Here is a 24,517-nt window from a genome sequence, read left to right on the forward strand (position 1 = left end):
TTCATCGCTCGCGGAGATGTGGTGGGCACGGCGCGTTGCGCCTTTGCCCACCCTACGAGACCGGTGTCGTCACGCGTTCCCGCGATCCTCCCGGAACAAATCCAGCTTCTGCTGCACGGGTCGATCCGAGAAGCTGAACAGCACTGCATCCAGGTCGGCCTCGTGCGTGACCCATTGCCAGCTCGGCACCACGAACAAATCGCGCGGGCCCCATTCGAAGGTCGAGTCCCCGATGCGGGTACGGCCGTGGCCTTCGATCGGACAGAACACCGTTGCGTCCGTCGAACGATAGCGCGCGGTCTTGAAGCCCTTCGGCAGCAACTGGACGAACGTGCCGATGGTCGGCATCGCGAAGTCGCCGGTCTCGGGGTTGCTGAATTTCAGCTTCAGCCCGTGACAGGCGTCCCACTCCTGGCTCGTGCGGGCTTTCTCCAGTGCCTCGCGCGTGTAGGCATAGGGATAGCTGAAGATCGGCGACGTCTTCGAGCTCCGCTTTACGTCGACCGGCAGTAAATTGTGGCCGTAGCGCGCAAAACTGTCGCCGGCGGGCCTTGTGATCTTCTGCTGGTCCTCGTTGGAGCCTTCCGCGAAAGAGCAGTCGAAGAACTGCACCAGCGGAATGTCGAGACCGTCGAGCCAGAACATCGGCTGGTCGGTCTCGTTGGAATGATCGTGCCAGGTCATCGACGGCGTGATGATGAAGTCGCCTTGCTCCATCGCGGTGCGCTCGCCGTCGACCGCGGTGTGGGCGCCCTTGCCTTCGAGCACGAAGCGCAGCGCCGATTGGCTGTGCCGGTGCGCGGGCGCGACGTCGCCGGGCACCACCATCTGCACGCCGGCATAGAGCGACGTGGTGATTTTCGACTGCCCGCGCAGGCCGGGATTTTCCAGCACCAGCACGCGCCGCTCGGCTTCTTTCGCCGTGATCAGCTTGCCGGCCTCGGTCATGTAGTCGCGGATGATGTCGAACTTCCACAGATGCGGCCGGCAGGCGCTCTTCGGCTCCGGCGTGATCAAATCGCTCATGACGGTCCAGAGCGCGGTGAGATTCTCGCCGTCGATCTTCTTGTAGAACGCCTCGCGTTCCGGCGTCTTGGTCACGGCTTCCATGGTGCGGCTCCCGTCGTTTTGTTGATTGACAGTATACTTACGATCTAGGTAGCGTCAACGTGCGAACAAGAACGAAACGGGAGGGTTCCGATGAAGCTGCACGGCTATTTCCGCTCCAGCGCCGCCTACCGGGTACGGATCGCACTGAACCTGAAGGGTCTTGGTGCCGAGCACCTGCCGCATCACCTTCGTAAGGGCGAGCAATGCGCGCCGGCCTATCTCGCCATCAATCCGCAGGGCCTGGTGCCCGCGCTCGAGAACGATGCGGGCGCAGTGCTGACCCAGTCGGTCGCCATCATCGAATGGCTCGACGAGACCCATCCCAACCCGCCGCTGTTGCCGGGGGATGCGTTGCAGCGCGCCAAGGTGAGGGCGTTTGCGCTGGCGATCGCCTGCGACACTCACCCCGTACAGAATCTGAAGGTGCTGGCGCGGCTGCGCGAGCTTGGCCTTGCCGAGGAGAAGGTTCAGGACTGGGCGGCCTGGGTCAACCGCGAGGGCCTCGCGGCCTGCGAGACGCTGATCAGGGCCGAGCCGGGCCCGTTCTGCTTCGGGGATGCGCCGACGCTCGCCGATCTCTGCCTGGTGCCGCAGCTCGCCAATGCCCGCCGCTTCGGCGTCGACGTCTCGGCCTATCCGCGCCTGCTTAAGGCGGAAGCCGCGGCCAAGGCGCTGCCGGCGTTCGTCAATGCCGCGCCGGAGAACCAGCCCGATGCCGAGTAAGCCGCCTCCGATCACGATAGACGCAGTCTATGCCGCGCCGGGCTATCTGTTCCGGCGGATGCAGCAGATCGCGGTCTCGATCTTCATGGAGGAGTGCAAGGCGTTCGACCTCACGCCGGTGCAATACGCGGCGCTGATCGCGATCCACACCCACCCCGGCATCGACGCGACGCGACTGTCCGCGGTGATCGCCTTCGACCGCTCCACGCTCGGCAGCGTGATCGAGCGGCTTCAGGCCAAGGATTTCGTCGAGCGCAGGCCGGCGCCGGAAGACAAGCGGATCAAGCTGCTCTATTTGACCAAATCAGGCGCGGCGATCCTGCGTGACATCATTCCCGCCGTCGAACGCGCCCAGATGCGGATGCTGGAGCCGCTCAAGCCGGCGGACCGCAAGGCACTGATGGGGCTCCTGGCGCAGCTCGTCGATCTCAACAACGAGGCGTCGCGGGTGCCGCTCCGGGCGGAGGACGCGCTGGAGCATCTGGGGAAGGCGCCTTAATCATGGTTGTCATTCCCCGCGAAGGCGGGGAATCCAGTACGCCGAGGCTTCTCGGCTCGATCACTACCGTCTCTGGAATACTGGATCGCCCGCCTTCGCGGGCGATGACGGCGGAGGCTCACATCCGCAACAGCGCCTGCCGGTCGATCTTCCCCGTGCCGGTCTTCGGCAGCTCGTCGATGAAGATCACCTCGCGCGGATATTTGTAAGGAAGCAGCTTGCCCTTCACGTAATCCTGCAGCCGCCGGGTCGCCTCGCTTTGGTCCGCCGCGCGGGTGTTCATCACCACGACCGCCTTCAGCGTCATGCGCCGGTCCGGCAGCTCGGCGGCGAAGACCGCGCATTCGCGGATGTCCGGGTGGTCGGCGAGGCACAGCTCGACCTCGAGCGGGTAGACCCACTGGCCGGAGATCTTGATGAGATCGTCGGCGCGGCCGCGGAAGAAGTGAAAGCCGTCGGCATCGCGGACGAAGCGGTCGCCGGTGTAGATCCAGCCGCCTTCGCGGATGGTCTCGGCGGATTTGTCCGGCCGGTTCCAGTATAGCGGCGTGTTGGAATCGCCGCGCACCCACAAGATGCCTTCCTCGTCGCCGGCGACATCGCGGCCGTCCTTGTCGCGCAGCGCGACCTCGTAGCCGGGCACGCGCAGGCCGGCGGCGCCAAGCTTCTTCCGCTCGGGACGGTTGGAGAGATAGATGTGCAGCACCTCGGTCGAGCCGAGGCCTTCGACGATCTCGAGACCGGTGAGCGTCTTCCAGCCATTGAAGACGTCGGCCGAGAGCACCTCGGCGGCCGAGAGCGCCATGCGCAGCGACGAGAAGTCGGTCCTGTCGGCACCCTCGGCCTTGGTCAGCGCTGTATAAAGCGTCGGCAGGCCGAAGAAGACCGTCGGCTTGTACTGCTCGATCGCCGAAAAGATCGCCGCGGGCTTGGGCTGGCCCGGCAACAGCAGCGTCGTCGCGCCCGCCGAGAACGGGAAGGTGATCGCGTTGCCAAAGCCATAGGCGAAGAAGATTTTCGGCACCGAGAAGCAGATGTCATCCGGCGTCAGCTTCAAGACGTTCTGCGCAAAGGCGGCCTCACTATAGGCCATGTCGTGCTGGAGATGCACGATGCCCTTGGGCCGGCCGGTCGATCCGGACGAGTACATCCAGAACGCCATCTCGTTGCGATGCGTGTCGGCTTCCGCGAGCTCAGTCGGCAATTGCGGGAGCCAGCCGGCGGCAGAGACGGCGTTCGGTGCGGCGTGATCGCCCACAGCGCCATTGACGACGACCAGGGTGTGCAGGGCCGTGTCCTTGCACGCCTCGGCGTTGAACCGTGCACAGAACTCGGCATCCGCCACCGCAACAGAAGCGCCGGAATCGGCGAGATAGAATTGCAGCAGATCCGGCGGCGTCAACGTGTTGATCAGCAATGGCACGAAGCCGGCGCGCACCGCGCCGAAGAACGCGGCCGGATAGGCCGGGGTGTCGTCGAGGAACAGCAGCACGCGGTCGCCGCGCTCGAGGCCGAGCGAGGCAAAGCCGTTGCCCCAGCGCCCGGCTTCCGCGCAGAGCTCCGCGTAGCTGCGCGTCCCCGCGGGGCCAATGAGTGCGAGCTTGTCGCCGCATCCTCTTGCGAGATTGTCGAATAGAACGCGGCTGGCATTGTAGACCTGCGGAACGGAAAAGCCGATCTCGCGCGCGCCCGCGCAGTCGGCGGGCACCTGATCGTTAATCTGCCCGCTCATGCCTCGTCCCCACCATTCTTGGCGGCTTCGTAGCGCGCCATGAAAGCCGGCGACATCGCGCGCAGGCGGGAGTCGTCGATGCGGCCCGAACGGGTGATGTAGCTGTAGGCAAAGTCCATCAGGCCCTGCTGCATGTGCTGAGCAAAGTGCTCGTACCAGAAAGCGCTGGTCCGCGCGGCGTTGACGAGCTTCTGCACCACCGGCTTTCGCGCGGCCTGGTAGCGATGCAGAGCAGTGGACAGGTGCGCATCCGATTCCAGCGCCTTGACCAGCGCAATGGCGTCCTCGATCGCGAGCCGCGTGCCCGAGCCGATCGAGAAATGCGCCGAGTGCAGCGCGTCGCCAAGCAGCACCATGTTCTTGAACGACCAGTGCTCGTTCCAGACCCAGGGGAAGTTGCGCCAGACCGATTTGTTGGAGACCAGCGAGCGGCCGCCGAGCGTGTCGGCGAACACCTCCTCGCAGACGCCTTTGGACTGCTCCACGTCCTTGTAGGCGAAACCATAGGCCTGCCAGGTCGCATGATCGCATTCGACCAGGAACGTGCTCATCGTCGGCGAGTAACGGTAGTGGTGGGCGTTGAAGGCGCCGCGGTCGGTCTTCACGAAGGTCTGCGACAGCGTGTCGAAGCGCTTCGAGGTGCCGTACCAGACGAACTTGTTCGAGGAGTAGGACAGCGAGGTGCCGAAATCGCCCTCGAAGGCGCGGCGCACCAGCGAGTTCAGCCCGTCGGCGGCGACGATCAGATCATGGCCGTTGAGCTGATCGATCGCATGAATCGGCGTGTCGAAGCGCGGGGTGACGCCGGCATCGAGCGCGCGCTGCTGCAGGAACCGCAACAGCTCGAGCCGGCCGATCGAGGAGAAGCCGACGCCGTCGATGGCGACGCTGTCACCGCTCAGGTTCAGGGTGATGTTCTCCCAGCTCTCCATATGCGGCGCGATGGCGTCGACCGTCTCGGGGTCGTCGGCGCGCAGGAATTCCAGCGCCTGGTCAGAAAACACCACGCCAAAGCCCCAGGTCGCGTCGGCCGGGTTCTGTTCGAACAGGTCGACTTGATCCTCGGGGTGACGCTTCTTCCAGAGATAGGCGAAGTAGAGCCCACCGGGCCCCCCGCCGATCACGGCGATCCGCAACGTCTGTCCTCCCTGATTGACAGTATACTTACTATCTAGGGGTAGACTAATGTGCTCGGGTCGCCCGCGCCAGCGGAATTATCGGCAAGGCGCGGGGCACGCCGAAGCTCACGTCCGGACGCGCGTTTGGCGCGTGTCCGAAGCAGTGACCTTGCGAAGCATAGCCAAACCGTGGCGGCTTGGCCATCCGCCCCGTCAGACGCAGCGCTTCACGTAGACCCCGTCCACCAGCACCCCTGGTAAAGCGGACCACCGGATGGCACGCTTCTCTAGCGCGCAGCGAACGGCGCCAGCACGTCCTTGCAGGCGGGCGACAGCGACGCGGCGTTGCTGGCAATGCATTGGATGATCCGACCGCCACCTGGCGCCACGCTGCCGCACAGCGTGCGGACATCCTCGCGACATGCGGACTGGACGATGAACAGCTCTTCGCGTGGTCGCAGCGGGCGCAGCACGATCACGGCAGGCGCGGCTGCCGGTGCAGCTGCCGCCGGTGCTGCCGTGCCACCGCCGCCGGCCGCGGCGCTCACGGCCTTCTCGCACGCCGGCGAAACCTTTGCCTTGTTCTTCTCCAGGCATTCGAGCGCAGGCGCGCCGCCCGGTGGCACGCTGGCGCACACCTTGGGATAATCGGCGCGGCACGCGCTCTTGACGGCAGCGACCTGCGCGCTGCTCGGCTGTTTGGCTGCACCGGCGGCTGCAGCAGCCTTGGGCGCGGCCGCCGCAGCCGGCTTTGCGGCGGGAGCGGTTTCAGCCTTCGGCGCGGCAGGCGCGGCCTCCGCCTTGGGTGCGGCCTCCTTGGGTGCAGCCTCGGTCTTCGGCGCGGCTTCGGTCTTCGGCGCCGCAGCAGGCTCGACCGCGCGAACCGCGGTTTGGCATCCCGATGACAAGCTGGACATGTTCTTCTGCAGGCATTGATAAGCTTCCACGCCGCCGGGCGTGACGCTCGAACAGTGCGCCATGAAGTCCGAGCGGCATGCGGAGCGGATCGCGCTCTTCTGCGCCTCGGTCGGTGCTTGTGCGAATGCGCCTGCTGCAGTTGCGAAGAGAGCCGCCGCCAGCAACGCCCCGCGTGCCGGCGCATGTTTCAACATGTTGAACATCTGAGTGAATTCCTGCCCTGTCGGTAACGCCGACAATTTTTTCAAATGTGATGCAAACAATCGTCGCGGGTGACGCCGCGCGCGGCATCATTGGCCGCCGCGACCTCTACCGCAAGTAGATATTGGCGTTGCAATTGCGACGTAACTAGGTCGTCAGAGCTTGACCATCCGCTTGCCGCGGTTCTCGCCCGCCAGCAATCCGATCAGCGCCTTCGGCGTGTTCTCGAGGCCGTCGATGATGTCCTCCTGCACCTTCAGTTTGCCGGACGTGACCCAGGCCTGGAGATCGGCGAGCGCACGCTGGCTTTCCTTCATGTAGTCCATCACGATGAAGCCCTGCATGACGAGCCGCTTCACCACGATCAGGCCGGGCACGCCGCGCGGGCCGTGTGCCGAGGGCGCGCCGTCATATTGCGAGATCGCGCCGCAGCAGGCGATGCGGCCGTAATTGTTCATCTGCGGCAGGCAGGCTTCGAGAATGTCGCCGCCGACATTGTCGAAATAGACGTCGATGCCCTTCGGAGCCGCCGCGCGCAGCGTCTTGAACACCGCGCCGTCCTTGTAGTCGACGGCGGCATCGAAGCCGAGCTCGGAGGTCAGCCAGTTGCATTTGTCGGCGCCGCCGGCGATGCCGACCACGCGGCATCCCTTGATCTTCGCGATCTGCCCGACAATCGAGCCGACCGAGCCCGCGGCCGCGGAGACTACGACCGTCTCGCCCTCTTTGGGCTTGCCGATCTCCAGCAGGCCGAAATAGGCTGTGAGGCCGGCGATGCCGAACACGCTGAGCAGATGCGTCATCGGCTCGAGCTTCGGCATCTTGGTGAGATGTTTGGCGGGCACTGCCGCCAACTCCTGCCAGCCGGTGTCGCCGAACACGATGTCGCCCGGCGCAAGCCCCGACGCCTTCGAGCTGATGACCTCGGCGATGGCGCCGCCGGCCATCACGCTGTTGGCTTCGACGGCTGAGCGATAGGTTGCGCCGTGCATCCAGGCGCGGTTGGCCGCGTCGAGCGAGATGTATCGCACGCGCAGCAAGGCCTCGCCGTCCTTCGGCTCAGGCACCGCACCTTCGACCAGCTTGAAGTGCTCGGGGCCGAGCTTGCCGCTGGGCTTTTCCACCAGAAGAATCTGACGATTGACGCTGCCGCTCATGATGTTTCCCCTCGGTCGCTTGACGATTATTGATGCAGCTGCCGCAAGAAAAACGTGCAAGCCGCTTTCGTTGTGCGCTGCATGCAGGCTAGATCGCGGGCGCCAGTTTCGCAACGGGAACATCCGCCCCGACGGTCGCACGCCAAGCGTGTTGCGCAGCCGTCATATCTGCGACATCATGAAGCGATCGGTGTAGCGGGGGTGTTCAATGTCGAACAGGTTTACGCAATTCATTCTGGTGGCGATGGTGCTGGGCATCATCATGGGCGCGGCGATCTACAATTTCCTGCCCGACACGCGGGGCGACTGGGCCTCGTCCATCAACCTGATCGCCGTGATCTTCCTGCGCCTGATCAAGATGATCATCGCGCCGCTGGTGTTTGCGACCCTGGTCGGCGGCATTGCTCATATGGGCTCGGGCTCCAAGCTCGGCCGCATCTTCGCCAAGACCATGGGCTGGTTCGTCAGCGCCTCTTTCGTCTCGCTGATGCTTGGCCTCGTGATGGTCAATCTGCTCCAGCCCGGCGCGAACTTCCCCGGTACGCTGCCTGACAAGGCGCAGTCGACCGGCCTGCCGGTTTCCGCCTTCTCGATCGAAAAATTCCTGACCCATCTGATCCCGACCTCGATCGCGGATGCGATGGCGCAGAACGAGATCCTGCAGATCGTGATCTTCGCCGTGTTCTTCTCGGTGGCGATGGGCTCGATGCCCGAGCGCTCCAAGCCGATCCTGGCGCTGATCGACGACATCGGCCACATCATGCTCAAGGTGACGGGCTATGTGATGCTGTTCGCGCCGTTCGCGGTCTGGGCCGCCATCACCGCGACGGTTGCCAAGAACGGCCTGCTGGTGCTCTGGAAGCTCATCGTCTTCATGGGTGGCTTCTATCTCTCGCTCGCGCTGCTGTGGGGCATCCTGGTGGTCGTGGGCTTCATCGTGATCGGGCCGCGCTACGCCCATCTGCTGAAGCTGATCCGCGAACCGCTGATGATCGCGTTCTCCACTGCGAGCTCTGAAGCGGCCTATCCGAAAACCCTGGAGGGGCTGAACAAGTTCGGCGCCTCGTCGCGGATATCGAGCTTCGTGCTGCCGCTCGGCTATTCCTTCAATCTCGACGGCACGATGATGTACTGCACCTTCGCGAGCATCTTCATCGCGCAGAGCTATCACATCGACATGCCGCTCGGCACGCAGCTCGCGATGCTGGCGACCCTGATGATCACCTCGAAGGGCGTCGCCGGCGTGCCGCGCGCCTCCCTCGTGGTGATCGCCTCGACGCTGTCGCAGTTCGGCATCCCCGAGGCGGGGCTGTTGATGATCATGGGCATCGACACCTTCCTCGACATGGGCCGCAGCGCCACCAACGTGATCGGCAACACGCTCGCGACCTCGGTCGTGGCCAAGTGGGAGGGCGAGCTCGGGCCCGAGCACGAGCTTGGAGCGGGCGATGCCGTGCCGGGGGACATGATTCCCGGCGAAGTGCCCGCGATGGCCGGCCATTGATCGGAGTGCATCATGCGCCTTTCAATGGCGATATCGGGCGGCCTCTTGCTGGCAGCGTGCCAGCTGGCCACGGGTGCCTCCGCCCAGACGACCGGCGGCAGCGAAGGGCTTAGCCCGACGCTGTCAGCCATCAAGACCGCGCACACCGTGCGGCTCGGCTATCGCGAGAGCTCGCCGCCGTTCTCCTTCCTCGACCAGGCCAACCGGCCGATCGGATACAGCCTCGAGCTCTGCGAGGCTGTCGTCGAGGAGATCGGCGTCGAGGTGGATGATCCCAATCTGAAGATCGCCTACGTCAAGGTCACCTCCGATGACCGCATCGACGCCGTGCTCCAGAACAAGATCGATCTGGAATGCGGCTCGACCACGGCCAATGCCGAGCGCGCCAAGCGTGTCGCCTTCTCGCCGCTGATGTTCGTCGCCGGCACCAAGCTGATGGTGCCGAAGGCCTCCAGCGTCCAGTCACTGACTGATCTGAAGGGCAAGACCATCGTGGTGACGAAGGGCACCACCAACGAGCAGGCGATCCAGGCGGCCGACAAGAAGTCCTCGTTGGGACTGACCATCGTTGTCGGTGCCGATCACGAACAGTCGTACCAGATGCTCGTCGACGGCAAAGCCGATGCGTTCGCGACCGACGACATCCTGCTGTCCAGCCTGATCGTGCGCCACAAGGCACAGGACAAGTTCCGCGTCACCGGCGATTACCTGTCCTACGACCCCTACGGCATCATGTTCCGCAAGGGCGAACCGCAACTGGCGGCGGCGGTCGACCGTACCTTCCGCAAGCTCGGCTCCAACCACGACCTCGTTCCGCTCTACAACAAATGGTTCACCGCACGGCTTCCGACCGGCGAGCGGCTGAACGTGCCGATCTCGCTGCAGTTGGAGGAAGCCTTCAAGGCGATGGACGATTCCGCGAGCGCGAATAACTAGCGCTTGTGCGATGAGCGCCGCTGCGCCCTCTCTCCTTACAAGGCAGGGCAATTGCATATCGCGTGCACGATGCGGCCCCATCGGCAGTGGGCTCCCTCTCCCGCTTGCGGGGGAGGGCTGGGGTGGGGGTGTCTCCGCGTCGGGATTGCTGAGAATTGCGCAGGATGTCCCTGTGTGGTGAGAGCCCTCACCCGCCGCGCGCGGGACGATGCTGCGCATCGCCCGGGGCGCGTCGGCCTCTCCCGCAAGCGGGAGAGGCGGAGCAAGCCCGCGGTCCTCGTGAAATCCATATGCGATTGCCCTGCCTTACCAGCGGAGAGGGCGCAGCAACGATCAGCGCGCGCTCACGCGCCGGCGGGCACCTGGTCCAGAAATCCCGTGATGCTCCTGATGCGGCCGTCCTTCAGCACGGCGAAATCCGTCCCCTTGATCGGGCTGTCGATGCCATCAGGACCAAGGCCCCAACTGAAGCGGACATGGTCGCCGTAGCCGTTGGGCTCGCCGATCAGCTTGAACCTGAAATCGGGAAAGCGCTGCTGCACGCCTGCGATCAGCGCATCGACGCCGTCATGGCCGTCGCCCTTCATCAGGGGATCGACATAGCTCGCATCCGCCGTCCAGTTCTGGCTCAGCAGTTCGCGCCGGCGATCGGCTGCACGTTCGTTCCAGAGGTCGATATAGCGGCGGGCGATTGTGATGGGGTCGGTCATTGTCGTCTCCTTCGATGGCGCCGTGTCGTTCGGCTGACCTGACTATCGAAGGTTCACGCGCGCTGATCGATTACCTCGGAGGTCATGCGCATGATCCGGGAAAGTGTGAAGCGGTTTCCCGATCGGATCATGCGCCGACAAGCGCGCGCAAATGTTTGTCGCGAACTTACTTGGCCGCAGTGACCATGATTTCGACGGTGTATTGTGCTGCCGCGAGCTTGGCTTCGACGGTGGCGCGCGCCGGCGTGTTGCCGGGCGAGACCCAGGCGTCCCACACCGCGTTCATCTCGCCAAACGTCTTCATGTCGGTGATGTAGATCGTGGCCGAGAGCAGTTTCGACTTGTCGGTGCCGGCCTTGGCGAGATGGCTGTCGATGGTCGCCAGGATGTCCTGGGTCTGCTTCGTCACGCTTTCGCCGGCGGCGTTGTTGGCGACGACACCGGCGAGATAGACGGTGTTGCCGTGCACGACGACCTGGCTCATGCGCGGGCCGGTTTCAAGACGCTGAATGCTCATTGGGAGTCTCCTTTGAATGGCGGCCCTGTCTAGCGCAGCGGCTTGCCCTGTGCCACCCCAGGCACGCATGCGTTGCCAGGCACGCATGCGTCGCCGGCTATGCATGCGTTGCACTTCAAGGAAACTGGCCGAAGAACGTCCAGATCGTCTCGGCTGCGTCGATGTCGCCGTTCTGCGTCCCGAGCAAGCTGGTTGCGACCTTCGGGAAGCGGGCATCCGGAGAAAATCCGGGCATGCGATGGCCGCCTTGATTGATCCGATAAAGCACGACCTCGTGCCCCTCAGGACAGCGCGAGGAGATCCGCGTCACCGTCGACTGGTCTGCGGGCGCCCTGTCGGGCAGATCGGTCATGTCGGAATTATCGATCTCGCAGCCGTTGAGCTTGCGCCAGAACGCAAGCGTCTCGTCGGTGGACCAGAAACCGTCTGCGGCATAATAGCTCGATCCGCGGCCGCCCTCGTAGGGGACCAGCGGATCGGCCGTGCCGTTCATCAGCAGCATCGGCAGCGGCCGCGACGGATGGCACGTGACAGCGGCCTCATCGGTGAGATTCATGCTCACGCTCGCGCCGGCAGCAAACAGATCGGCGCGGGCGCAGACGAGCGTCATTGCCATGGCGCCGCCATTGGAAATGCCGGTGACATAGACGCGGCGAGGGTCGGCGGTGCCGTTCGCCACCAGCTTCTCGACCAGCTTTGCGATGAAGGCGACGTCGTCGGTGCCCGCGCGCGGACCACGGAGCGCCGGTCCCGCCTTGGTCCGCGCATCGACCCAGGCGTGGTTGAGGCCATCAGGAAAGACCACCGCAAACCCTTCGCGCTTTGCGACCTGCGGCCACGCCGTCCGCGTCATCATGTCGGCGCCGCGCTGGGTCTTGCCGTGCAGCACGACGACGAGCGGCACCAGCCGCTTCGCCGGCAATTGCACAGCGTAGGACCGCTTCACGCCGTCGATATCGATCGTATCGGCGGACGCAGCCGGGGCGGCGGCCAATGCCGCAACAAGCGCCGCGATGCGCAGCCGCCGCCGCATCATCTAGCCCACGGCTTTCGCCGCGGCCCGGCCTGCATTGCGGCCCGAGAACAGGCAGCCGCCGAGGAACGTGCCTTCCAGCGAACGATAGCCGTGCACGCCGCCGCCGCCGAAGCCGGCAGCTTCGCCCGCTGCATAGAGGCCGGGAATGACGCTGCCCTCCTCGCCGAACACGCGCGAAGAGAGGTCGGTCTCGAAACCGCCCAGCGTCTTGCGGGTGAGGATGTTGAGCTTGACCGCGATCAGCGGCCCTTGCGCGGGATCGAGGATGCGGTGCGGGGAGGCGGTGCGGATCAGCCTGTCGCCGATATAGCGCCGCGCATTGTGAATGTTCATCACCTGCGCATCCTTGACGTAAGGGTTGGCGATCTCACGGTCGCGCGCCTCAATCTGCATCTTGATGTGCTCGAGCTTGAGGAGGTCGCTGCCGGCCAGCTTGTTCATGGCCGCAACGAGATCCTCGATCTTGTCGCGCACGATGAAGTCGACACCATGGCTTTTGAACGCTTCCACCGGCGCCGGTGCGCCCTTGTTGGTGGCGCGCTTGATTGTCATGCGCCAGCTCTTGCCGGTGAGGTCGGGATTCTGCTCCGAGCCCGACAGCGCAAACTCCTTCTTGATGATGCTCTGGGTCAGGATGAACCAGGAATAATCGTAGCCGGTGGACATGATGTATTGGAGCTGGCCGAGCGTGTCGGAGCCGGGGAAGAGCGGCGCCGGCAATCGCGTGCCGGTGGCGTCGAACCACATCGAGGAAGGGCCGGGCAGAATGCGGATACCGTGGCGCGGCCAGATCGGTGACCAGTTCTGGATGCCTTCGACATAATGCCACATGCGGTCGCGGTTGATCAGCCGCGCGCCTGATTTTTCGGTGATGCCGATCATGCGGCCGTCGACATGCTCCGGCACGCCGGAGATCATGAATTTGGGCGGCGCGCCGAGCCGCTTCGGCCAGTTCTGCCGCACCAGCTCGTGATTGCCGCCGATGCCGCCGGACGCCACGATCACGGCTTGCGCCTTCAACGCAAACTCGCCGACGACGTTGCGCGATGAGCTCTTGCCGCGCTCGACATTATCCGGGGCGAGAATGGCGCCGCCGACGCCATCCACCGTGCCGTTGGTGATCGAGAGCGCATCGACGCGATGGCGGAACCTGAAGCTCAGCCGGCCGCTCCTGACGGCCTCGCGCGCGCGGCGCTCGAACGGCTCGACGATGCCGGGCCCGGTGCCCCAGGTGACATGAAAGCGCGGCACCGAATTGCCGTGGCCCATCGCATCATAGCCGCCGCGCTCGGCCCATCCGACCACGGGAAAGATGCGATGGCCCATCGCGCGCAGCCACGCGCGCTTCTCGCCGGCCGCGAACGCCACATAGGCCTCGGCCCATTGCCGTGGCCAGAAATCCTCGTCACGGTCGAAGCCGGCGGTGCCGAGCCAGTCCTGCATCGCCAAGTCGAAGGAGTCCTTGATGCCGAGCCGGCGCTGCTCCGGCGAATTGACCAGGAACAATCCGCCGAACGACCAGAACGCCTGGCCGCCGAGCGACTGCTCGCCCTCCTGGTCGACCACGATCACGCGCTTGCCGGCGTCCGCGATCTCGGTTGCGGCCACGAGGCCCGACAGTCCTGCGCCGACAACGATGACGTCAGTCTCTTCAGCCATCTGTTCGGCCATATGTTGCCCCCTCCATGTGTTCCCCCTCCACAGGTTCCTCCCTGTAGTTGCCCGGATTGAAGCCGGCGGTTGCAACTGAGATCAAGAGTACGGCGCGTAAGACATCGTTAACTTGTTCCACTTCGGGAAAAAGACCGGCTGAGTGCAGCGCCGGCGCAACACTGGATTTGAATTTGTTTTGAGCGAGCCGGCATGCCTAGACAAAACCGCGGTTACGACGGACCCTAGCAGGGCATCACCACCTGACACACAGATTCGAATTCGACTGGGGCGGGGGCCAATGAAGTTTCTGACGGGGTTGCTTGCGGCGGTTCTCCTGATCGCGAGCATGGGCGCTTCTCACGCGGTGGTTCGGATCGCGGATGACCGCGGCGGCCGGATCGGAACCTACGTCGACAAATACCAGGACCTGCGACAGTCGGGCGACACCGTCATCATCGACGGTCTCTGCGCCTCTGCCTGCACCATCGTCCTCGGCGCCATCCCGCCCGACCGCATCTGCGTGACGTCGCACGCGACATTGGGCTTCCACGCAGCGTGGGATTTCGGCAGCAACGGCCGTGCCGTCACCAATACCGAAGCGACCCAGATGCTCTATGCGATGTATCCGTCGCAGGTGAAGCGCTGGATCAATCAGCGCGGCGGGCTCACCCCGCATATGCTGTTCCTGAAGGGCCGGCAGCTCCAGGCCATGTACAAGCCCTGCTACCTCGACGCGCAGGCCTCGGCCAACAAGCCGTCGCGCGCGCCACTCCCGCAAGCGGATCGGCTCGAATCCGCCCGGGGCCAGCTCTTGCACTGACGTCCTCGGCCTGACGGGATTCTTTGCCAGCCGGTGCTGCCTTGCCCGCAGGCGGGGCAAAGCTTATCTGAACGCTCGGGAAACTCACGTTTTCACCCCGATCGTTGTCATGGCTCAACCACTGCACCCCGCCCATCCTGTATCGGACAATTCGCCCACTGCCGGCCGGATGCCGTTCGTGCTGCTGTTGGCGGGTGCCGGCGTCGGCGGCCTGGTCGTGCTCGGTGCGCTCGCGCTCTGGTTCCACTATGGCAGCCAGGTGTTCTTCGAAATGATCAGGACCGGTTTTGCCGCCTGCTTCTGACCCGCGACAGGAAGTTTTCCGCCCATGAGCTCCACCGCCCGTCCGCTGGTGATCGCGACCGCCTTCGCCGCAAGCCTCGTCCTCGGGCTCCTGATCGTATTCTGGGCCATGGGCGGGGTCAGCAAGGTGGCGCAGCCGGCCGCGATCGGCGGCCCGTTCCAGCTCACCGACCAGAACGGCAAGCCCGTCACCGACAAGAACCTGAAGGGCAAGCCGACCTTGATCTTCTTCGGCTACACCCATTGCCCCGATGTCTGCCCAACCTCGCTGTTCGAGATCTCGGAAGTGCTGCGCGCGATGGGCAAGGACGCCGACAAGGTCAACGCCGTCTTCATCTCGGTCGATCCCGAGCGCGATACGCCGGGGACGATGAAGGATTATCTGTCGAGCTTCGACCCGCACCTCGAAGGCCTCAGCGGCGATCCTGCCGAGACCGCCAAGGTGATCACCTCCTACCGGGTCTACGCCAAGAAGGTCCCGACCAAGGACGGCGACTACACCATGGACCACACCGCGCTGATCTATCTGATGGACCGCGACGGTCGCTTCGTCTCGCCGTTCAACCTGAAGCGCACGCCGGAAGAAGCCGCAGTGGACTTGAAGCGGTATCTGTAGGCTCCCTATTCGCCGCAATCCGCGCTCGCGTTCCCGGCCGGATGGGCTATAAGGCCCTCCGATCCCAACGAAAATCGTTCATTTTCAGCCGATGGCTCCATCGCAACAGGCGAAATCGTCCAAATCCGCCCGTGGCTTGCTGACCGGGCTGGTCGTCGGCGTCTGCCTGCTCGCTGCCGCGCCGTGCGCGCAGGCGCAGGCTCCGGCCAAGCAGCCCCCCGTGGCGCCGCAAGCCTCACCTCAGGTCGCGCCGCAAGCCGCACCCCAGGCCGTGCCGGGCTTCTGGGACCCACGGCGGCGGCCGGAGCGGCCGGACCTGTCGCGCCTGACAGTGATCCGTTTCCTGACCGAGACCGACTATCCGCCGTTCAACTATACCGGCGCCGACGGCAATCCGGCCGGCTTCAACGTCGACTTCGCCCGCGCGCTGTGCGAGGAGATCAAGGTCACCTGCACGGTGCAGATGCGCCGCTTCGAGACGCTGGTCGATGCACTCGCCTCCAACCGGGGCGACGCCATCATCGCCTCGATGGCGGTGAGCCCGCAGCTCCGCGCCCGGGTCGACTTCACCGATCCCTATTACCGCGTGCCGGCGCGCTTCGCCTCGCGCAAGGACGCGGTGATGCCGGAGATCCGGCCCGAATATCTCGAAGGCAAGAAGGTCGGCGTCATCGCCGGCTCCGCGCATGAGGCCTATCTCAAGGCGATGTTCACCGACGCCGAACTGCACCCCTATCCCAACGACGATGCCGTGCGCGCCGCCTTGCGCAAGGGCGAGGTCGACTTCATCTTCGGCGACGCCATCGCGCTTGCGTTCTGGATTAACGGCACCGATTCCGGCGATTGTTGCGCCTTCTCCGGCGGTCCCTTCGTCGAAAGCCGTTTCTTCGGCGAAGGCATCGGCATCGCCGTGCGCAAGGGCAACGACGTGCTGCGCCAGGCCCTGAACTGGGCGATGTTCCGCGTCTGGGAAAAGGGCCGCTACACGGATCTGTGGCTGCGGTACTTCTCGGTGAGCCCGTTTTAGTTCGCTGCCTCCTCGTTGTCATTGCGAGGAGCGCAGCGACGAAGCAATCCAGAGTGCTTCTGCGCGAAGATTCTGGATTGCTTCGCTTCGCTCGCAATGACGGTGGGTGCGGTTGCACCGTCTCGCAAAATTGCATTCTGCCCGGAAATCGCTATTTTCCGCGGCCCGGAGGCCCCTTAGATGTCCGTTATCGATCTTGCCGCGAACCCGAGCGATCTTCGCGTCCTCGCCGAACAATCCAACGCCTGGCCGTTCGAGCAGGCGAAGGCCATTGTCGCGCGGCTGAAGAAAAGCCCGAAGGACGAGGTGCTGTTCGAGACCGGCTACGGGCCATCAGGCCTGCCGCATATCGGCACCTTCGGCGAGGTCGCGCGCACCTCGATGGTGCGGCACGCCTTTCATGTGCTGACCGAGAACAAGATCAGGACCCGCCTGCTCGCGTTCTCCGACGACATGGACGGGTTTCGGAAAGTGCCCGACAACGTCCCCAACAAGGAGATGCTGGCCGCGCATCTCGGCAAGCCGCTGACGCGCGTGCCGGACCCGTTCTCCAACGAGTACCCGTCGTTCGGGCACCACAACAATGCGCGGCTGCGCGCCTTCCTCGATCATTTCGGCTTCGACTACGAATTCGCGAGCTCGACCGACTATTACACGTCCGGCCGTTTCGACGCGACGCTGCTTAAAATGCTCGCGGCCTACGACAAGGTGATGGCGATCATCCTGCCGACGCTCGGCCCCGATCGCCGCGCGACCTATTCGCCGTTCCTCCCCATCAGCAAGACCACGGGTGTGGTGCTGCAGGTGCCGATGATCCGCCGCGACGTTGCGGCCGGCACCGTGACCTATCTCGATCCCGATACCAACCAGGAAGTCGAGACGCTGGTCACCGGCGGCAACGTCAAGTGCCAATGGAAGGCCGACTGGGCGATGCGCTGGGTTGCGCTCGGCGTCGATTACGAGATGGCCGGCAAGGATTTGATCGACTCGGTCAAACTCTCCGGCGCGATCGCGAGGGCACTCGGCGCCACGCCGCCGGAGGGCTTCAACTACGAGCTCTTCCTCGACGACAAGGGCCAGAAGATTTCGAAGTCGAAGGGCAACGGGCTGACCATCGACGAATGGCTGCGCTACGCCTCGCCGGAATCGCTGTCGCTGTTCATGTATCGCGAGCCGAAGGCGGCCAAGCGGCTGTATTTCGACGTCATCCCGCGCAACGTCGACGACTACCAGCAGTTCATCGACGGCTTTGCCAAGCAGGACGCCAAGCAGCAGCTCGGCAATCCGGTCTGGCACGTTCACAGCGGCCATCCGCCGAAGTTCGATATGCCCGTCACGTTCCAGCTCTTGCTGACGCTGGTGTCGTCGTCGAATGCGGAGAATGCCGCGACGCTGTGGGGTTTCATTGGCCGCTATCGGCCCGGCGTGAGCCCGCAGACGCATCCCAAGCTCGATGCGATGGTCGGCTATGCCATCAACTATTATCGCGACTTTGTCGCGCCGACGAAGACGTTCCGCGAACCGACCGAGACCGAGCGCGCGGCGCTGCAGGATTTGCGCGATGCATTATCGCAGCTGCCGCAGGATGCCACGGCCGAGGACATCCAGAACGTCGTCTACGAGATCGGCCGCCGCGAGCCGTTCCTCGATCCGGTCAAGAAGGGCAAGGACGGCCGTCCCGGCGTGACACTCGACTGGTTCAACATGCTCTACCAGGTGCTGCTCGGCCAGGAAAAGGGCCCGCGCTTCGGCTCCTTTGTCGCGGTGTATGGCGTGCAGAACGCGGTGAACATGATCGACGGCGCACTGGCGCGGAGTGCGTGAGGCGGTTGTAGCGAACGCGTAGCCCGGATGAGCGAAGCGACATCCGGGGTTTTCGCTAGTTAGCCGCACCAGCGGTCCCGGATGTCGCTTCGCTCATTCGGGCTACGGACCTTCAGCCCCCCGCTCAGGTCGACCGCAGCACGTAGCGCCGGTTATCCTTCTGCACCGGACGCGCGTTCATCGGGTAGAGCTTTGCGAATGCGGCGACGTCGGTGGCCGACACCTGGATGGGGGTCGTCAACAACAGCCACTCGACCACTTCTGAGCAAGGCGGCGTCGTCAGCGAGCCGGGATAGCGGAAGTAGCTGAGCCTCGTGGGCAGCATGGCGTGGGGATCGATGGTCGAATCCGCCTTCACGGCGGGGCCTTCCGCGGCCGGCATGGTCTTGACGATCTTGCCGAAGGCAGGGCTCGGCCTGCCCTCGGCCATCAGCACGCCGACCACGGCGAGCCCGCCGGCATCGTTGCGGTGGACGAAATGCGCCTCCATCGGAAAATTCTTGCCGCCGATCATGTGCTCGCTCGGCCGGTGGAAATGCACCTGGAGCAGCTTGTATTTGACGTCGCCGAGCGTGAGCGTGCTGCCCTCGGTGAAGTTGAGCTGGATCGTGTGCCCGTTGTTGACGATGGTGTCGGCGCTCTTGCCCCAGTTCAGCTTCAGCGCGGGCAGTTGCGATTTGACCGTCGCCTCGATGTCGATCGGCGATTGTTGCAGGCCGACCGCGCAGGCCTTGTTGGCCGCGTCGAGATCGCCCCATTTGGCGCCGGCGCCTTCATAACTCCAATGCGCACCTTCGGCGGCGAAGGCCGGCTTGCAGAGCGGACAAAGCGCAAGACCTGCGAGGGCCTTCAATGCGTGACGGCGATCCATCATATTCCCCCTGACATGAATTTGCTCGGCAATGAGTGGCCGCAACCTATGCGAGAGAGACGCTGAGTCGCAAGGCTGCCTGCGGCGGATGCGGCGCGGCTGAAATCATCGCCCGGTCACGACGCCAAGCGAGACGCGATCACTGGCTTGCCCACACGATCCGCGCGATCCAGCCGACCTCGCTCACCGCCATCCTGCGCTCGGCCTGGGAGGCATCGAGCGGCTGCAAATCCACAGCCTTTGCGGTGCGGCGCTTCAGCGTCGCCACCGTCACCTCGCCCGCCTTAGTCTTCACCACCACGCGATCCCCTTTACGGATCGGCACGCCGGGCGCGACCAGGATGATATCGCCGTCGCGATAGGCGGGCGCAAGCGCGTCGCCGGAAATCTGCAGCGCGAAGCTGTGGTTGTCCTCGGCGGCGGGAAGGGCAAATTCGGTCCAGCTCTTGCCGATGGGAAGGCCGGACTCGTCGAAGGCGCCGCTCGCGCCCGCCAGTGCCAAGCCGAGCAGCGGCACCGAGCGGCCGCCGCCTGCCTCGTCGCCGACCAGCCTGGCAAAAATGTCGATCGAGGAATCTGCCGCCGCCAGCGCTTTCGCGATCGATTCGGTCGAGGGCCAGCGCTCGCGGCCGTCGGAGGTGACGCGCTTGGACTTGTTGAAGGTGGTGGGATCGAGCCCGGCGCGCTTGGCGAGGCCCGACGGCGACAAGCCGGCGCGCGCCGCCAGCCGATCCAGCGCGCCCCAGATCTGGTCGTGAGTGAGGATCCTCTGCGCTTTGGCCTGCCTGACCATGAAAGGTCCAGCCCGTCGCAACTCAGGAAAACTATCCTCGAATCAACCGGTTTTCCGCTTTTTGCGCAAGGGGCGCGCTGAGCGTGTTTTCAAGCGAACCGGTTACCGGTTCGCACCAGGAAACGCGTCAAAGCAGGAAATTGGCGCTCCGCTTCGATTTCATCGGAACGGAAATGGCTCTAAGTCTTGAGTTCGGAGGGGGCGGCCATTACGGTCGCGCCCGGGTTTCAGGGACCCGCACGACCCAAAAACCCCAAAAGACTCAACGAGCAAACAGGGCTGCGTAAGCGGTGGTCAAGATCTACAAAATCTGTCCGGCCTCGGCCTGGCGTGAGGCGGAACGGCAGGGCGTCTACCGCGGCAGCGCGGACGATTCGCGCGACGGATTCATCCATTTCTCGACCGCCGCCCAGGTTCCCGAGACCCTGCACAAGCATTATGTCGGGCAGCGCGCGCTGTTCCTGGTCGAGGTCGACGGCGATGCGCTCGGTAGCGCATTGCGCTGGGAGCGTTCGCGCAATGAGGAGCTGTTTCCGCATCTCTATGGCGAACTCGATCTCGGTGCGGTGATTGCCGTGATGAACCTCAACACGCGCTCCGACGGTGGCCACGATGTTCCGGAGCTTGCCCCGTGATCCGCGCTTTCGACGCTCTCTCGCTGCCGGTGTTGCGTTGGCTCGATCCGGAGGATGCGCATCGCCTCGCGATCCAGGGCCTGCGCTTCCTGCCGCCGGGCAAGCCGCACGCTGACGATCCCAAGCTTGCGGTGCGTGCGTTCGGGCTCAACTTCCCCAATCCGATCGGCATGGCCGCGGGCTTCGACAAGAGCGCCGAAGTGCCAGATGCGCTGCTGCGGCTCGGCTTCGGCTTCGTCGAGATCGGCTCGGTGACGCCGAAGCCGCAAAGCGGCAATCCGCGGCCGCGGCTGTTTCGTCTGGAGCGCGACGAGGCCGTGATCAACCGCATGGGCTTCAACAATGACGGCGCGGAGACAGCGCTGCGCAGGCTCGCGGCGCGCGCGCAGCACGGCGGCATCGTCGGCGTCAATGTCGGCGCCAACAAGGATTCACCCGACCGCGTCAATGACTACGTCAAGCTGATCGAGACATTTGCGCCGGTCGCGAGCTATTTCACCGTCAACGTTTCCTCGCCGAACACGCCGGGCCTGCGCAATCTGCAGGAAGGCGCGCTGCTCGACGATCTCCTCGCCAGGGTGATCGACGCGCGCGAGCGGGTGCGGCAAAAGGCCGGCGACACGCCGGTGCTGCTCAAGATCGCGCCGGATTTGAGCCTCGCCCAGCTCGACGACGTCGTGCAGGTCGCACGCTCGCGCCGGGTCGACGGCATGATCGTGTCGAACACCACGATCGCGCGGCCGAGCACGCTGCGCGAGGAAATGCGCGCCAAGGAGCAGGGCGGCCTGTCCGGCCGGCCGCTGTTCCGGCTGTCGACGCGGATGGTCGCGGAAACCTATGTGCGGGTCGAGGGCGCATTCCCCCTGATCGGCGTCGGCGGTGTGGACTCGGGCGGCGCCGCGCTGACGAAAATCCGCGCCGGCGCGAGCCTGATCCAGCTCTATTCGTCGCTGGTCTACAAGGGCCTCGGCCTCGTCGACGAGATCAAGCGCGATCTCGCCTCGACCCTATTGCGCACCGGGCGGGATTCTCTCTCCGAGATCGTCGGCTCCGACGCCGCCACGTTGACGGCGGAAGCCTGGCCGGGGATGTAGCTCTTCGCCGCGTAGCCCGGATGGAGCGAAGCCCAATCCGGGATTCTATCCGCGGACGCGAAGGTCCCGGATTACGCTTTCGCTCCATCCGGGCTACGCGTTACAGCGACTGCTTCGAAAACGTCTTCCTGTACAGCGCCGGATAGCGCGCGGCCTGCAAGCCGCCGCGCGAGACGTAGGAGGCGATCAGCGCGCTCCACAGCCCGGCATTGCCGAACGATTGCAGCGCCCACCAGGTGGCGAGGAAGATCGCGAGTGAGGCCAGCATCAGATTGCGCATCTCGCGCGCCCAGGTCGCGCCGATATAGATGCCGTCGAAGCCGAAGGCGAACACGCCGGGAATCGGCGCAAGCACGACGAACGGCAGGAATTCCCGGGCGCCGCGACGGACGGCTTCGCTCGTCGTCATGAAATCGATCAAGTTCGGTCCGAACAGCGCAAACAGCGCGGACACGACCAGCGCGAAGCCGAGCCCCCATAGCAGCACCAGCCGGGTCGAATCCGCAAATCCCCTGGCGTCGCGTGCGCCAAGCGTACGGCCGCAAAGCTGCTGGGCTGCGTTGGCAAGACCGTCGAGGAAGAAGGCGCTGACCAGCAGAAAATTGTTGAGCACGGAATTGGCGGCCAGCGTGACGTCGCCAGCCCGCGCGCCCTTGGCGGTGAAAAACAGAAACACCGCGATCAGCGCCGCGGTGCGGATCAGGATGTCGGAATTCACCGCCAGCAGCCGCATCAGCTTGGCCCGGTCGAACAGCTCTGCGTATGACACCGCGAACCCACCGTCCGCATAGCGGCGGCAGACCATCATGCCGAGCCCGAATCCGGCCGCTTCGGACAGCAGCGCGGCGATCGCAGCACCGGCGATGCCGGTGTCGTAGACCAGCACCAGCAGGATCGTCGCGGCCGCGTTGACGAGATTGATGACAATTTGGAGCGCGAGCGCCGGATTGGCGCGGGCCTGGCCGACCAGCCAGCCGAGGATGACGTAATTGGCGAGCGCCAGCGGCGCCGACCAGATCCGGATCACGAAATAGGTCTTCGCCGCGCGCGTGACGCCTTCGCTGCCGCCCATCAGGTCGAACAGCACGGCGGCCAGCGGCAGTTGCAGCGCGATCAGGGCCATGCCGATCAGGCCCGCGACGATGAAGCCGCGCACCAGGATCGCGGTCAGCTCGCGCGTCTCGCCGGCGCCGAGCGCCTGCGCCGTGAAGGCGAGCGTGCTCATGCGCAGGAAGCCGAACAGCCAGAACAGGCAATCGAAGATGACGGACGCGATTGCGACGCCGCCGAGCAGCGCGGCATCGTCGAGCCGTCCGATCGCGGTGGTCGAGACCACCCCGATCAACGGCGTGGTGAGGTTGGCGACCATCGCCGGGCCTGCGATGGCGAAGACCTGACGGGAACCGATCTTCAAGTGAACGGGTGCGTGCATGTCAGAACACGAGCACCATGCCGTCTTCGGCGGCGAGATGGGCGATGTCGTCGAGGCGCGACAGCACGTCTTCGCTCATATGGGTGAGGACGAGGCGTTTTGCGCTAATTTCGGGCAGGTGCTGTTCCAAGGTCTTCAGGCTGAGGTGATTCTTGACCACCTTCTCGTACATATAGGCCTCGACGATGAAAAGGTCCGCGCTATGCGCCAGCGGAATGAGCGTCTCCGTCCATTCGGTATCGGCGCTGTAGGCCAGCGTGCGGCCCTCGGCCTCGATGCGATAGGCGAGGAACGGTCCGCCGGATTCGCCGTGCACGACGGGATAGGGCGTCACCGTCACCGCGCCGAAGCTTTGGCTCTGCCCGGGCGCGAGCTCGACGACCGACAGCTCGAAGCGCCGGTCCGTCTTGGAGGAATGCTCGAACAGAGCCTCCATCACCGTACGCAGCCGCGTCTCGATGCCTTTGGGGCCGGCGATGGTGAGCGGCCGCGTCCGCCGCGAGAATTGCGCGTCGAGCAGGACAAACGGCAGCCCGGCAAAATGGTCGCCGTGGAAATGCGTGATCAGGATGAGATCGATCTCATTGCAGTCGATCTCGAGTCGCTTCAGCGCCGGCAGAGCCGACGCGCCGCAATCGATCAGGAAGTTGGCCTCGCGCCCCGAGACGTGGAAGCAGGTGTTGAGCCTGCCGCCCGATCCGAAGGCGTCGCCGCAGCCGACAAAGCGCAATTGCATCGGCCGCGAGCTCCCTAGAGCATGATCCGGAAAAGTGTGAAGCGGTTTTCCGACAAGATCATGCTCAAAACTAACGACTTACCTGCGCGGCGCACCGAAAACGCGCATCAGCAGCCAGATCGGAATCACGATGACAGCGCCGAGCAGGAAGTAGCGCCACAGCCAGTTCACGGTGTCGAAGCCGAGATCCCACAAACGCTGGAACAGAAGACGAATGCTTAAGATGATATTCCAGGGATCGAAGCCGATCGCCGCCAGCACGACGCCGACAAGGATCGAGAGCAGCACCAGGCGAAACGCGACCGCCAGCGGCGAGCCGCCGAGAAAGCGGTTCAGGCCGTCACCGCGGCCGGCCGGCAAATCTCTGACGTCGTGGGCCATCTCAAACTCCTCAGGGGATTCGACCCTATCATAGGGCAAGGCGGGGGACATGGGGAACCCGCAACGGGGCGTCAATCGGCTTACGGGATTTTAATTCGGGCAGGGCGGGTACGCCTTCGTTGCGAGATGATCGTGCCGCAGGCTCGCTGCAACCTCTCCCGCTTGCGAGGG

25 protein-coding genes are annotated in these 24,517 nt (G+C 64.7%); 11 read left to right on the forward strand and 14 right to left on the reverse strand.

Annotation, left to right across the window (positions count from 1 at the left end; all coding sequences use genetic code 11):
• Positions 1–69: 69 nt before the first annotated feature.
• Positions 70–1,110: a gentisate 1,2-dioxygenase gene (gtdA, locus tag FXB41_RS31545; RefSeq protein ID WP_219684554.1), complete on the reverse strand. Its 1,041-nt coding sequence runs from the start codon at positions 1,108–1,110 to the stop codon at positions 70–72.
• Between the two features lie 90 nt (positions 1,111–1,200).
• Between gtdA and maiA the strand changes: the two genes are divergently transcribed.
• A complete protein-coding gene (gene maiA, locus FXB41_RS31550) occupies positions 1,201–1,833 on the forward strand; it encodes a maleylacetoacetate isomerase (RefSeq protein ID WP_007599350.1) in 633 nt (210 codons plus the stop codon).
• Positions 1,823–2,332 (forward strand): MarR family winged helix-turn-helix transcriptional regulator, encoded by a 510-nt coding sequence (locus tag FXB41_RS31555; RefSeq protein WP_007599351.1) that lies wholly within the window; start codon positions 1,823–1,825, stop codon positions 2,330–2,332. The genes maiA and FXB41_RS31555 overlap by 11 nt, the downstream gene beginning before the upstream one ends.
• Before the next feature lie 118 nt (positions 2,333–2,450).
• Here FXB41_RS31555 and FXB41_RS31560 read toward each other — a convergent pair whose 3' ends face one another.
• The 4 genes from FXB41_RS31560 to FXB41_RS31575 all read right to left on the reverse strand — a co-directional run bounded on the left by FXB41_RS31560 (position 2,451) and on the right by FXB41_RS31575 (position 7,458).
• A complete protein-coding gene (locus FXB41_RS31560) occupies positions 2,451–4,064 on the reverse strand; it encodes a benzoate-CoA ligase family protein (RefSeq protein WP_219684555.1) in 1,614 nt (537 codons plus the stop codon).
• Positions 4,061–5,200 (reverse strand): FAD-dependent monooxygenase, encoded by a 1,140-nt coding sequence (locus FXB41_RS31565; protein ID WP_219684556.1) that lies wholly within the window; start codon positions 5,198–5,200, stop codon positions 4,061–4,063. Before FXB41_RS31565 ends, FXB41_RS31560 begins: the two co-directional genes overlap by 4 nt.
• 269 nt (positions 5,201–5,469) lie before the next feature.
• Positions 5,470–6,303, reverse strand: coding sequence for a cysteine rich repeat-containing protein (locus FXB41_RS31570; protein ID WP_219684557.1), 834 nt, complete (start codon positions 6,301–6,303; stop codon positions 5,470–5,472).
• Positions 6,304–6,456: 153 nt separating this feature from the next.
• Positions 6,457–7,458 (reverse strand): NADP-dependent oxidoreductase, encoded by a 1,002-nt coding sequence (locus FXB41_RS31575; RefSeq protein WP_219684558.1) that lies wholly within the window; start codon positions 7,456–7,458, stop codon positions 6,457–6,459.
• A 208-nt stretch (positions 7,459–7,666) separates the two neighbouring features.
• Between FXB41_RS31575 and FXB41_RS31580 the strand changes: the two genes are divergently transcribed.
• Both FXB41_RS31580 and FXB41_RS31585 read left to right on the forward strand, forming a co-directional pair.
• On the forward strand, positions 7,667–8,962 hold the full coding sequence (locus tag FXB41_RS31580) for a dicarboxylate/amino acid:cation symporter (RefSeq protein ID WP_219684559.1): 1,296 nt from the start codon (positions 7,667–7,669) through the stop codon (positions 8,960–8,962).
• 12 nt (positions 8,963–8,974) lie between these two features.
• Positions 8,975–9,898 carry an amino acid ABC transporter substrate-binding protein gene (locus tag FXB41_RS31585; RefSeq protein WP_219684560.1) on the forward strand — a complete coding sequence of 308 codons (924 nt, stop codon included), beginning with the start codon at positions 8,975–8,977 and terminating at the stop codon, positions 9,896–9,898.
• A 344-nt stretch (positions 9,899–10,242) separates the two neighbouring features.
• Here FXB41_RS31585 and FXB41_RS31590 read toward each other — a convergent pair whose 3' ends face one another.
• From FXB41_RS31590 to FXB41_RS31605, 4 genes are all read right to left on the reverse strand, one after another.
• Positions 10,243–10,608 (reverse strand): nuclear transport factor 2 family protein, encoded by a 366-nt coding sequence (locus FXB41_RS31590; protein ID WP_219684561.1) that lies wholly within the window; start codon positions 10,606–10,608, stop codon positions 10,243–10,245.
• Positions 10,609–10,774: 166 nt separating this feature from the next.
• Positions 10,775–11,125 carry a RidA family protein gene (locus FXB41_RS31595; protein WP_007599359.1) on the reverse strand — a complete coding sequence of 117 codons (351 nt, stop codon included), beginning with the start codon at positions 11,123–11,125 and terminating at the stop codon, positions 10,775–10,777.
• A 115-nt stretch (positions 11,126–11,240) separates the two neighbouring features.
• Positions 11,241–12,161, reverse strand: coding sequence for an extracellular catalytic domain type 1 short-chain-length polyhydroxyalkanoate depolymerase (locus FXB41_RS31600; RefSeq protein WP_219684562.1), 921 nt, complete (start codon positions 12,159–12,161; stop codon positions 11,241–11,243).
• Complete coding sequence (locus tag FXB41_RS31605) at positions 12,162–13,820, reverse strand: FAD-binding dehydrogenase (RefSeq protein ID WP_219684573.1); 1,659 nt, start codon at positions 13,818–13,820, stop codon at positions 12,162–12,164.
• Positions 13,821–14,112: 292 nt separating this feature from the next.
• Here FXB41_RS31605 and FXB41_RS31610 point away from each other — a divergent pair, with 292 nt between their 5' ends.
• The 5 genes from FXB41_RS31610 (at position 14,113) to FXB41_RS31630 (ending at position 18,404) form a co-directional block, all read left to right on the forward strand.
• Positions 14,113–14,634, forward strand: a complete 522-nt coding sequence (locus FXB41_RS31610; protein ID WP_007599362.1) for a Clp protease/crotonase-like domain-containing protein — start codon at positions 14,113–14,115, stop codon at positions 14,632–14,634.
• Between the two features lie 109 nt (positions 14,635–14,743).
• Positions 14,744–14,938 (forward strand): hypothetical protein, encoded by a 195-nt coding sequence (locus FXB41_RS31615; RefSeq protein ID WP_219684563.1) that lies wholly within the window; start codon positions 14,744–14,746, stop codon positions 14,936–14,938.
• Positions 14,939–14,962: 24 nt separating this feature from the next.
• Positions 14,963–15,553, forward strand: coding sequence for an SCO family protein (locus FXB41_RS31620; protein WP_007599364.1), 591 nt, complete (start codon positions 14,963–14,965; stop codon positions 15,551–15,553).
• 91 nt (positions 15,554–15,644) lie between these two features.
• On the forward strand, positions 15,645–16,580 hold the full coding sequence (locus tag FXB41_RS31625; protein ID WP_219684564.1) for a transporter substrate-binding domain-containing protein: 936 nt from the start codon (positions 15,645–15,647) through the stop codon (positions 16,578–16,580).
• A gap of 180 nt (positions 16,581–16,760) precedes the next feature.
• Positions 16,761–18,404, forward strand: a complete 1,644-nt coding sequence (locus FXB41_RS31630) for a lysine--tRNA ligase (protein WP_219684565.1) — start codon at positions 16,761–16,763, stop codon at positions 18,402–18,404.
• A 124-nt stretch (positions 18,405–18,528) separates the two neighbouring features.
• Here FXB41_RS31630 and FXB41_RS31635 read toward each other — a convergent pair whose 3' ends face one another.
• Both FXB41_RS31635 and FXB41_RS31640 read right to left on the reverse strand, forming a co-directional pair.
• The gene (locus FXB41_RS31635; RefSeq protein ID WP_219684566.1) at positions 18,529–19,275 is read right to left on the reverse strand and encodes a carbonic anhydrase; all 747 of its coding nucleotides are present in this window, start codon (positions 19,273–19,275) and stop codon (positions 18,529–18,531) included.
• Positions 19,276–19,414: 139 nt separating this feature from the next.
• Positions 19,415–20,068 carry a S24 family peptidase gene (locus FXB41_RS31640; protein ID WP_219684567.1) on the reverse strand — a complete coding sequence of 218 codons (654 nt, stop codon included), beginning with the start codon at positions 20,066–20,068 and terminating at the stop codon, positions 19,415–19,417.
• Between the two features lie 290 nt (positions 20,069–20,358).
• Here FXB41_RS31640 and FXB41_RS31645 point away from each other — a divergent pair, with 290 nt between their 5' ends.
• Both FXB41_RS31645 and FXB41_RS31650 read left to right on the forward strand, forming a co-directional pair.
• Positions 20,359–20,703 (forward strand): DUF952 domain-containing protein, encoded by a 345-nt coding sequence (locus tag FXB41_RS31645; protein WP_007599376.1) that lies wholly within the window; start codon positions 20,359–20,361, stop codon positions 20,701–20,703.
• The gene (locus tag FXB41_RS31650) at positions 20,700–21,797 is read left to right on the forward strand and encodes a quinone-dependent dihydroorotate dehydrogenase (RefSeq protein ID WP_007599377.1); all 1,098 of its coding nucleotides are present in this window, start codon (positions 20,700–20,702) and stop codon (positions 21,795–21,797) included. The genes FXB41_RS31645 and FXB41_RS31650 overlap by 4 nt, the downstream gene beginning before the upstream one ends.
• 100 nt (positions 21,798–21,897) lie before the next feature.
• Here FXB41_RS31650 and FXB41_RS31655 read toward each other — a convergent pair whose 3' ends face one another.
• From FXB41_RS31655 to FXB41_RS31665, 3 genes are all read right to left on the reverse strand, one after another.
• Positions 21,898–23,229: an MATE family efflux transporter gene (locus tag FXB41_RS31655; RefSeq protein WP_219684568.1), complete on the reverse strand. Its 1,332-nt coding sequence runs from the start codon at positions 23,227–23,229 to the stop codon at positions 21,898–21,900.
• Position 23,230: 1 nt separating this feature from the next.
• The gene (locus tag FXB41_RS31660) at positions 23,231–23,965 is read right to left on the reverse strand and encodes an MBL fold metallo-hydrolase (protein ID WP_219684569.1); all 735 of its coding nucleotides are present in this window, start codon (positions 23,963–23,965) and stop codon (positions 23,231–23,233) included.
• Between the two features lie 78 nt (positions 23,966–24,043).
• Positions 24,044–24,346 (reverse strand): DUF6460 domain-containing protein, encoded by a 303-nt coding sequence (locus FXB41_RS31665; protein WP_219684570.1) that lies wholly within the window; start codon positions 24,344–24,346, stop codon positions 24,044–24,046.
• Positions 24,347–24,517 lie beyond the last annotated feature (171 nt).

The sequence above is a fragment of the Bradyrhizobium canariense genome (genome assembly GCF_019402665.1).
Lineage (GTDB): Bacteria > Pseudomonadota > Alphaproteobacteria > Rhizobiales > Xanthobacteraceae > Bradyrhizobium > Bradyrhizobium canariense.

Excerpts from the sequence above, each read along its gene's own strand:
- FXB41_RS31625 (WP_219684564.1), top strand. The coding sequence starts at position 15,645 with ATGGCTCCATCGCAACAGGCGAAATCGTCCAAATCCGCCCGTGGCTTG.
- FXB41_RS31615 (WP_219684563.1), top strand. The coding sequence starts at position 14,744 with ATGGCTCAACCACTGCACCCCGCCCATCCTGTATCGGACAATTCGCCC.
- maiA (WP_007599350.1), top strand. The coding sequence starts at position 1,201 with ATGAAGCTGCACGGCTATTTCCGCTCCAGCGCCGCCTACCGGGTACGG.
- FXB41_RS31620 (WP_007599364.1), top strand. The coding sequence starts at position 14,963 with ATGAGCTCCACCGCCCGTCCGCTGGTGATCGCGACCGCCTTCGCCGCA.
- FXB41_RS31610 (WP_007599362.1), top strand. The coding sequence starts at position 14,113 with ATGAAGTTTCTGACGGGGTTGCTTGCGGCGGTTCTCCTGATCGCGAGC.
- FXB41_RS31635 (WP_219684566.1), bottom strand. The coding sequence starts at position 19,275 with ATGGATCGCCGTCACGCATTGAAGGCCCTCGCAGGTCTTGCGCTTTGT.
- FXB41_RS31555 (WP_007599351.1), top strand. The coding sequence starts at position 1,823 with ATGCCGAGTAAGCCGCCTCCGATCACGATAGACGCAGTCTATGCCGCG.
- FXB41_RS31640 (WP_219684567.1), bottom strand. The coding sequence starts at position 20,068 with ATGGTCAGGCAGGCCAAAGCGCAGAGGATCCTCACTCACGACCAGATC.
- FXB41_RS31655 (WP_219684568.1), bottom strand. The coding sequence starts at position 23,229 with ATGCACGCACCCGTTCACTTGAAGATCGGTTCCCGTCAGGTCTTCGCC.
- FXB41_RS31590 (WP_219684561.1), bottom strand. The coding sequence starts at position 10,608 with ATGACCGACCCCATCACAATCGCCCGCCGCTATATCGACCTCTGGAAC.
- FXB41_RS31605 (WP_219684573.1), bottom strand. The coding sequence starts at position 13,820 with ATGGCTGAAGAGACTGACGTCATCGTTGTCGGCGCAGGACTGTCGGGC.
- FXB41_RS31585 (WP_219684560.1), top strand. The coding sequence starts at position 8,975 with ATGCGCCTTTCAATGGCGATATCGGGCGGCCTCTTGCTGGCAGCGTGC.
- FXB41_RS31630 (WP_219684565.1), top strand. The coding sequence starts at position 16,761 with ATGTCCGTTATCGATCTTGCCGCGAACCCGAGCGATCTTCGCGTCCTC.
- FXB41_RS31570 (WP_219684557.1), bottom strand. The coding sequence starts at position 6,303 with ATGTTCAACATGTTGAAACATGCGCCGGCACGCGGGGCGTTGCTGGCG.
- FXB41_RS31580 (WP_219684559.1), top strand. The coding sequence starts at position 7,667 with ATGTCGAACAGGTTTACGCAATTCATTCTGGTGGCGATGGTGCTGGGC.
- FXB41_RS31660 (WP_219684569.1), bottom strand. The coding sequence starts at position 23,965 with ATGCAATTGCGCTTTGTCGGCTGCGGCGACGCCTTCGGATCGGGCGGC.
- FXB41_RS31575 (WP_219684558.1), bottom strand. The coding sequence starts at position 7,458 with ATGAGCGGCAGCGTCAATCGTCAGATTCTTCTGGTGGAAAAGCCCAGC.
- FXB41_RS31560 (WP_219684555.1), bottom strand. The coding sequence starts at position 4,064 with ATGAGCGGGCAGATTAACGATCAGGTGCCCGCCGACTGCGCGGGCGCG.
- FXB41_RS31665 (WP_219684570.1), bottom strand. The coding sequence starts at position 24,346 with ATGGCCCACGACGTCAGAGATTTGCCGGCCGGCCGCGGTGACGGCCTG.
- gtdA (WP_219684554.1), bottom strand. The coding sequence starts at position 1,110 with ATGGAAGCCGTGACCAAGACGCCGGAACGCGAGGCGTTCTACAAGAAG.
- FXB41_RS31600 (WP_219684562.1), bottom strand. The coding sequence starts at position 12,161 with ATGATGCGGCGGCGGCTGCGCATCGCGGCGCTTGTTGCGGCATTGGCC.
- FXB41_RS31595 (WP_007599359.1), bottom strand. The coding sequence starts at position 11,125 with ATGAGCATTCAGCGTCTTGAAACCGGCCCGCGCATGAGCCAGGTCGTC.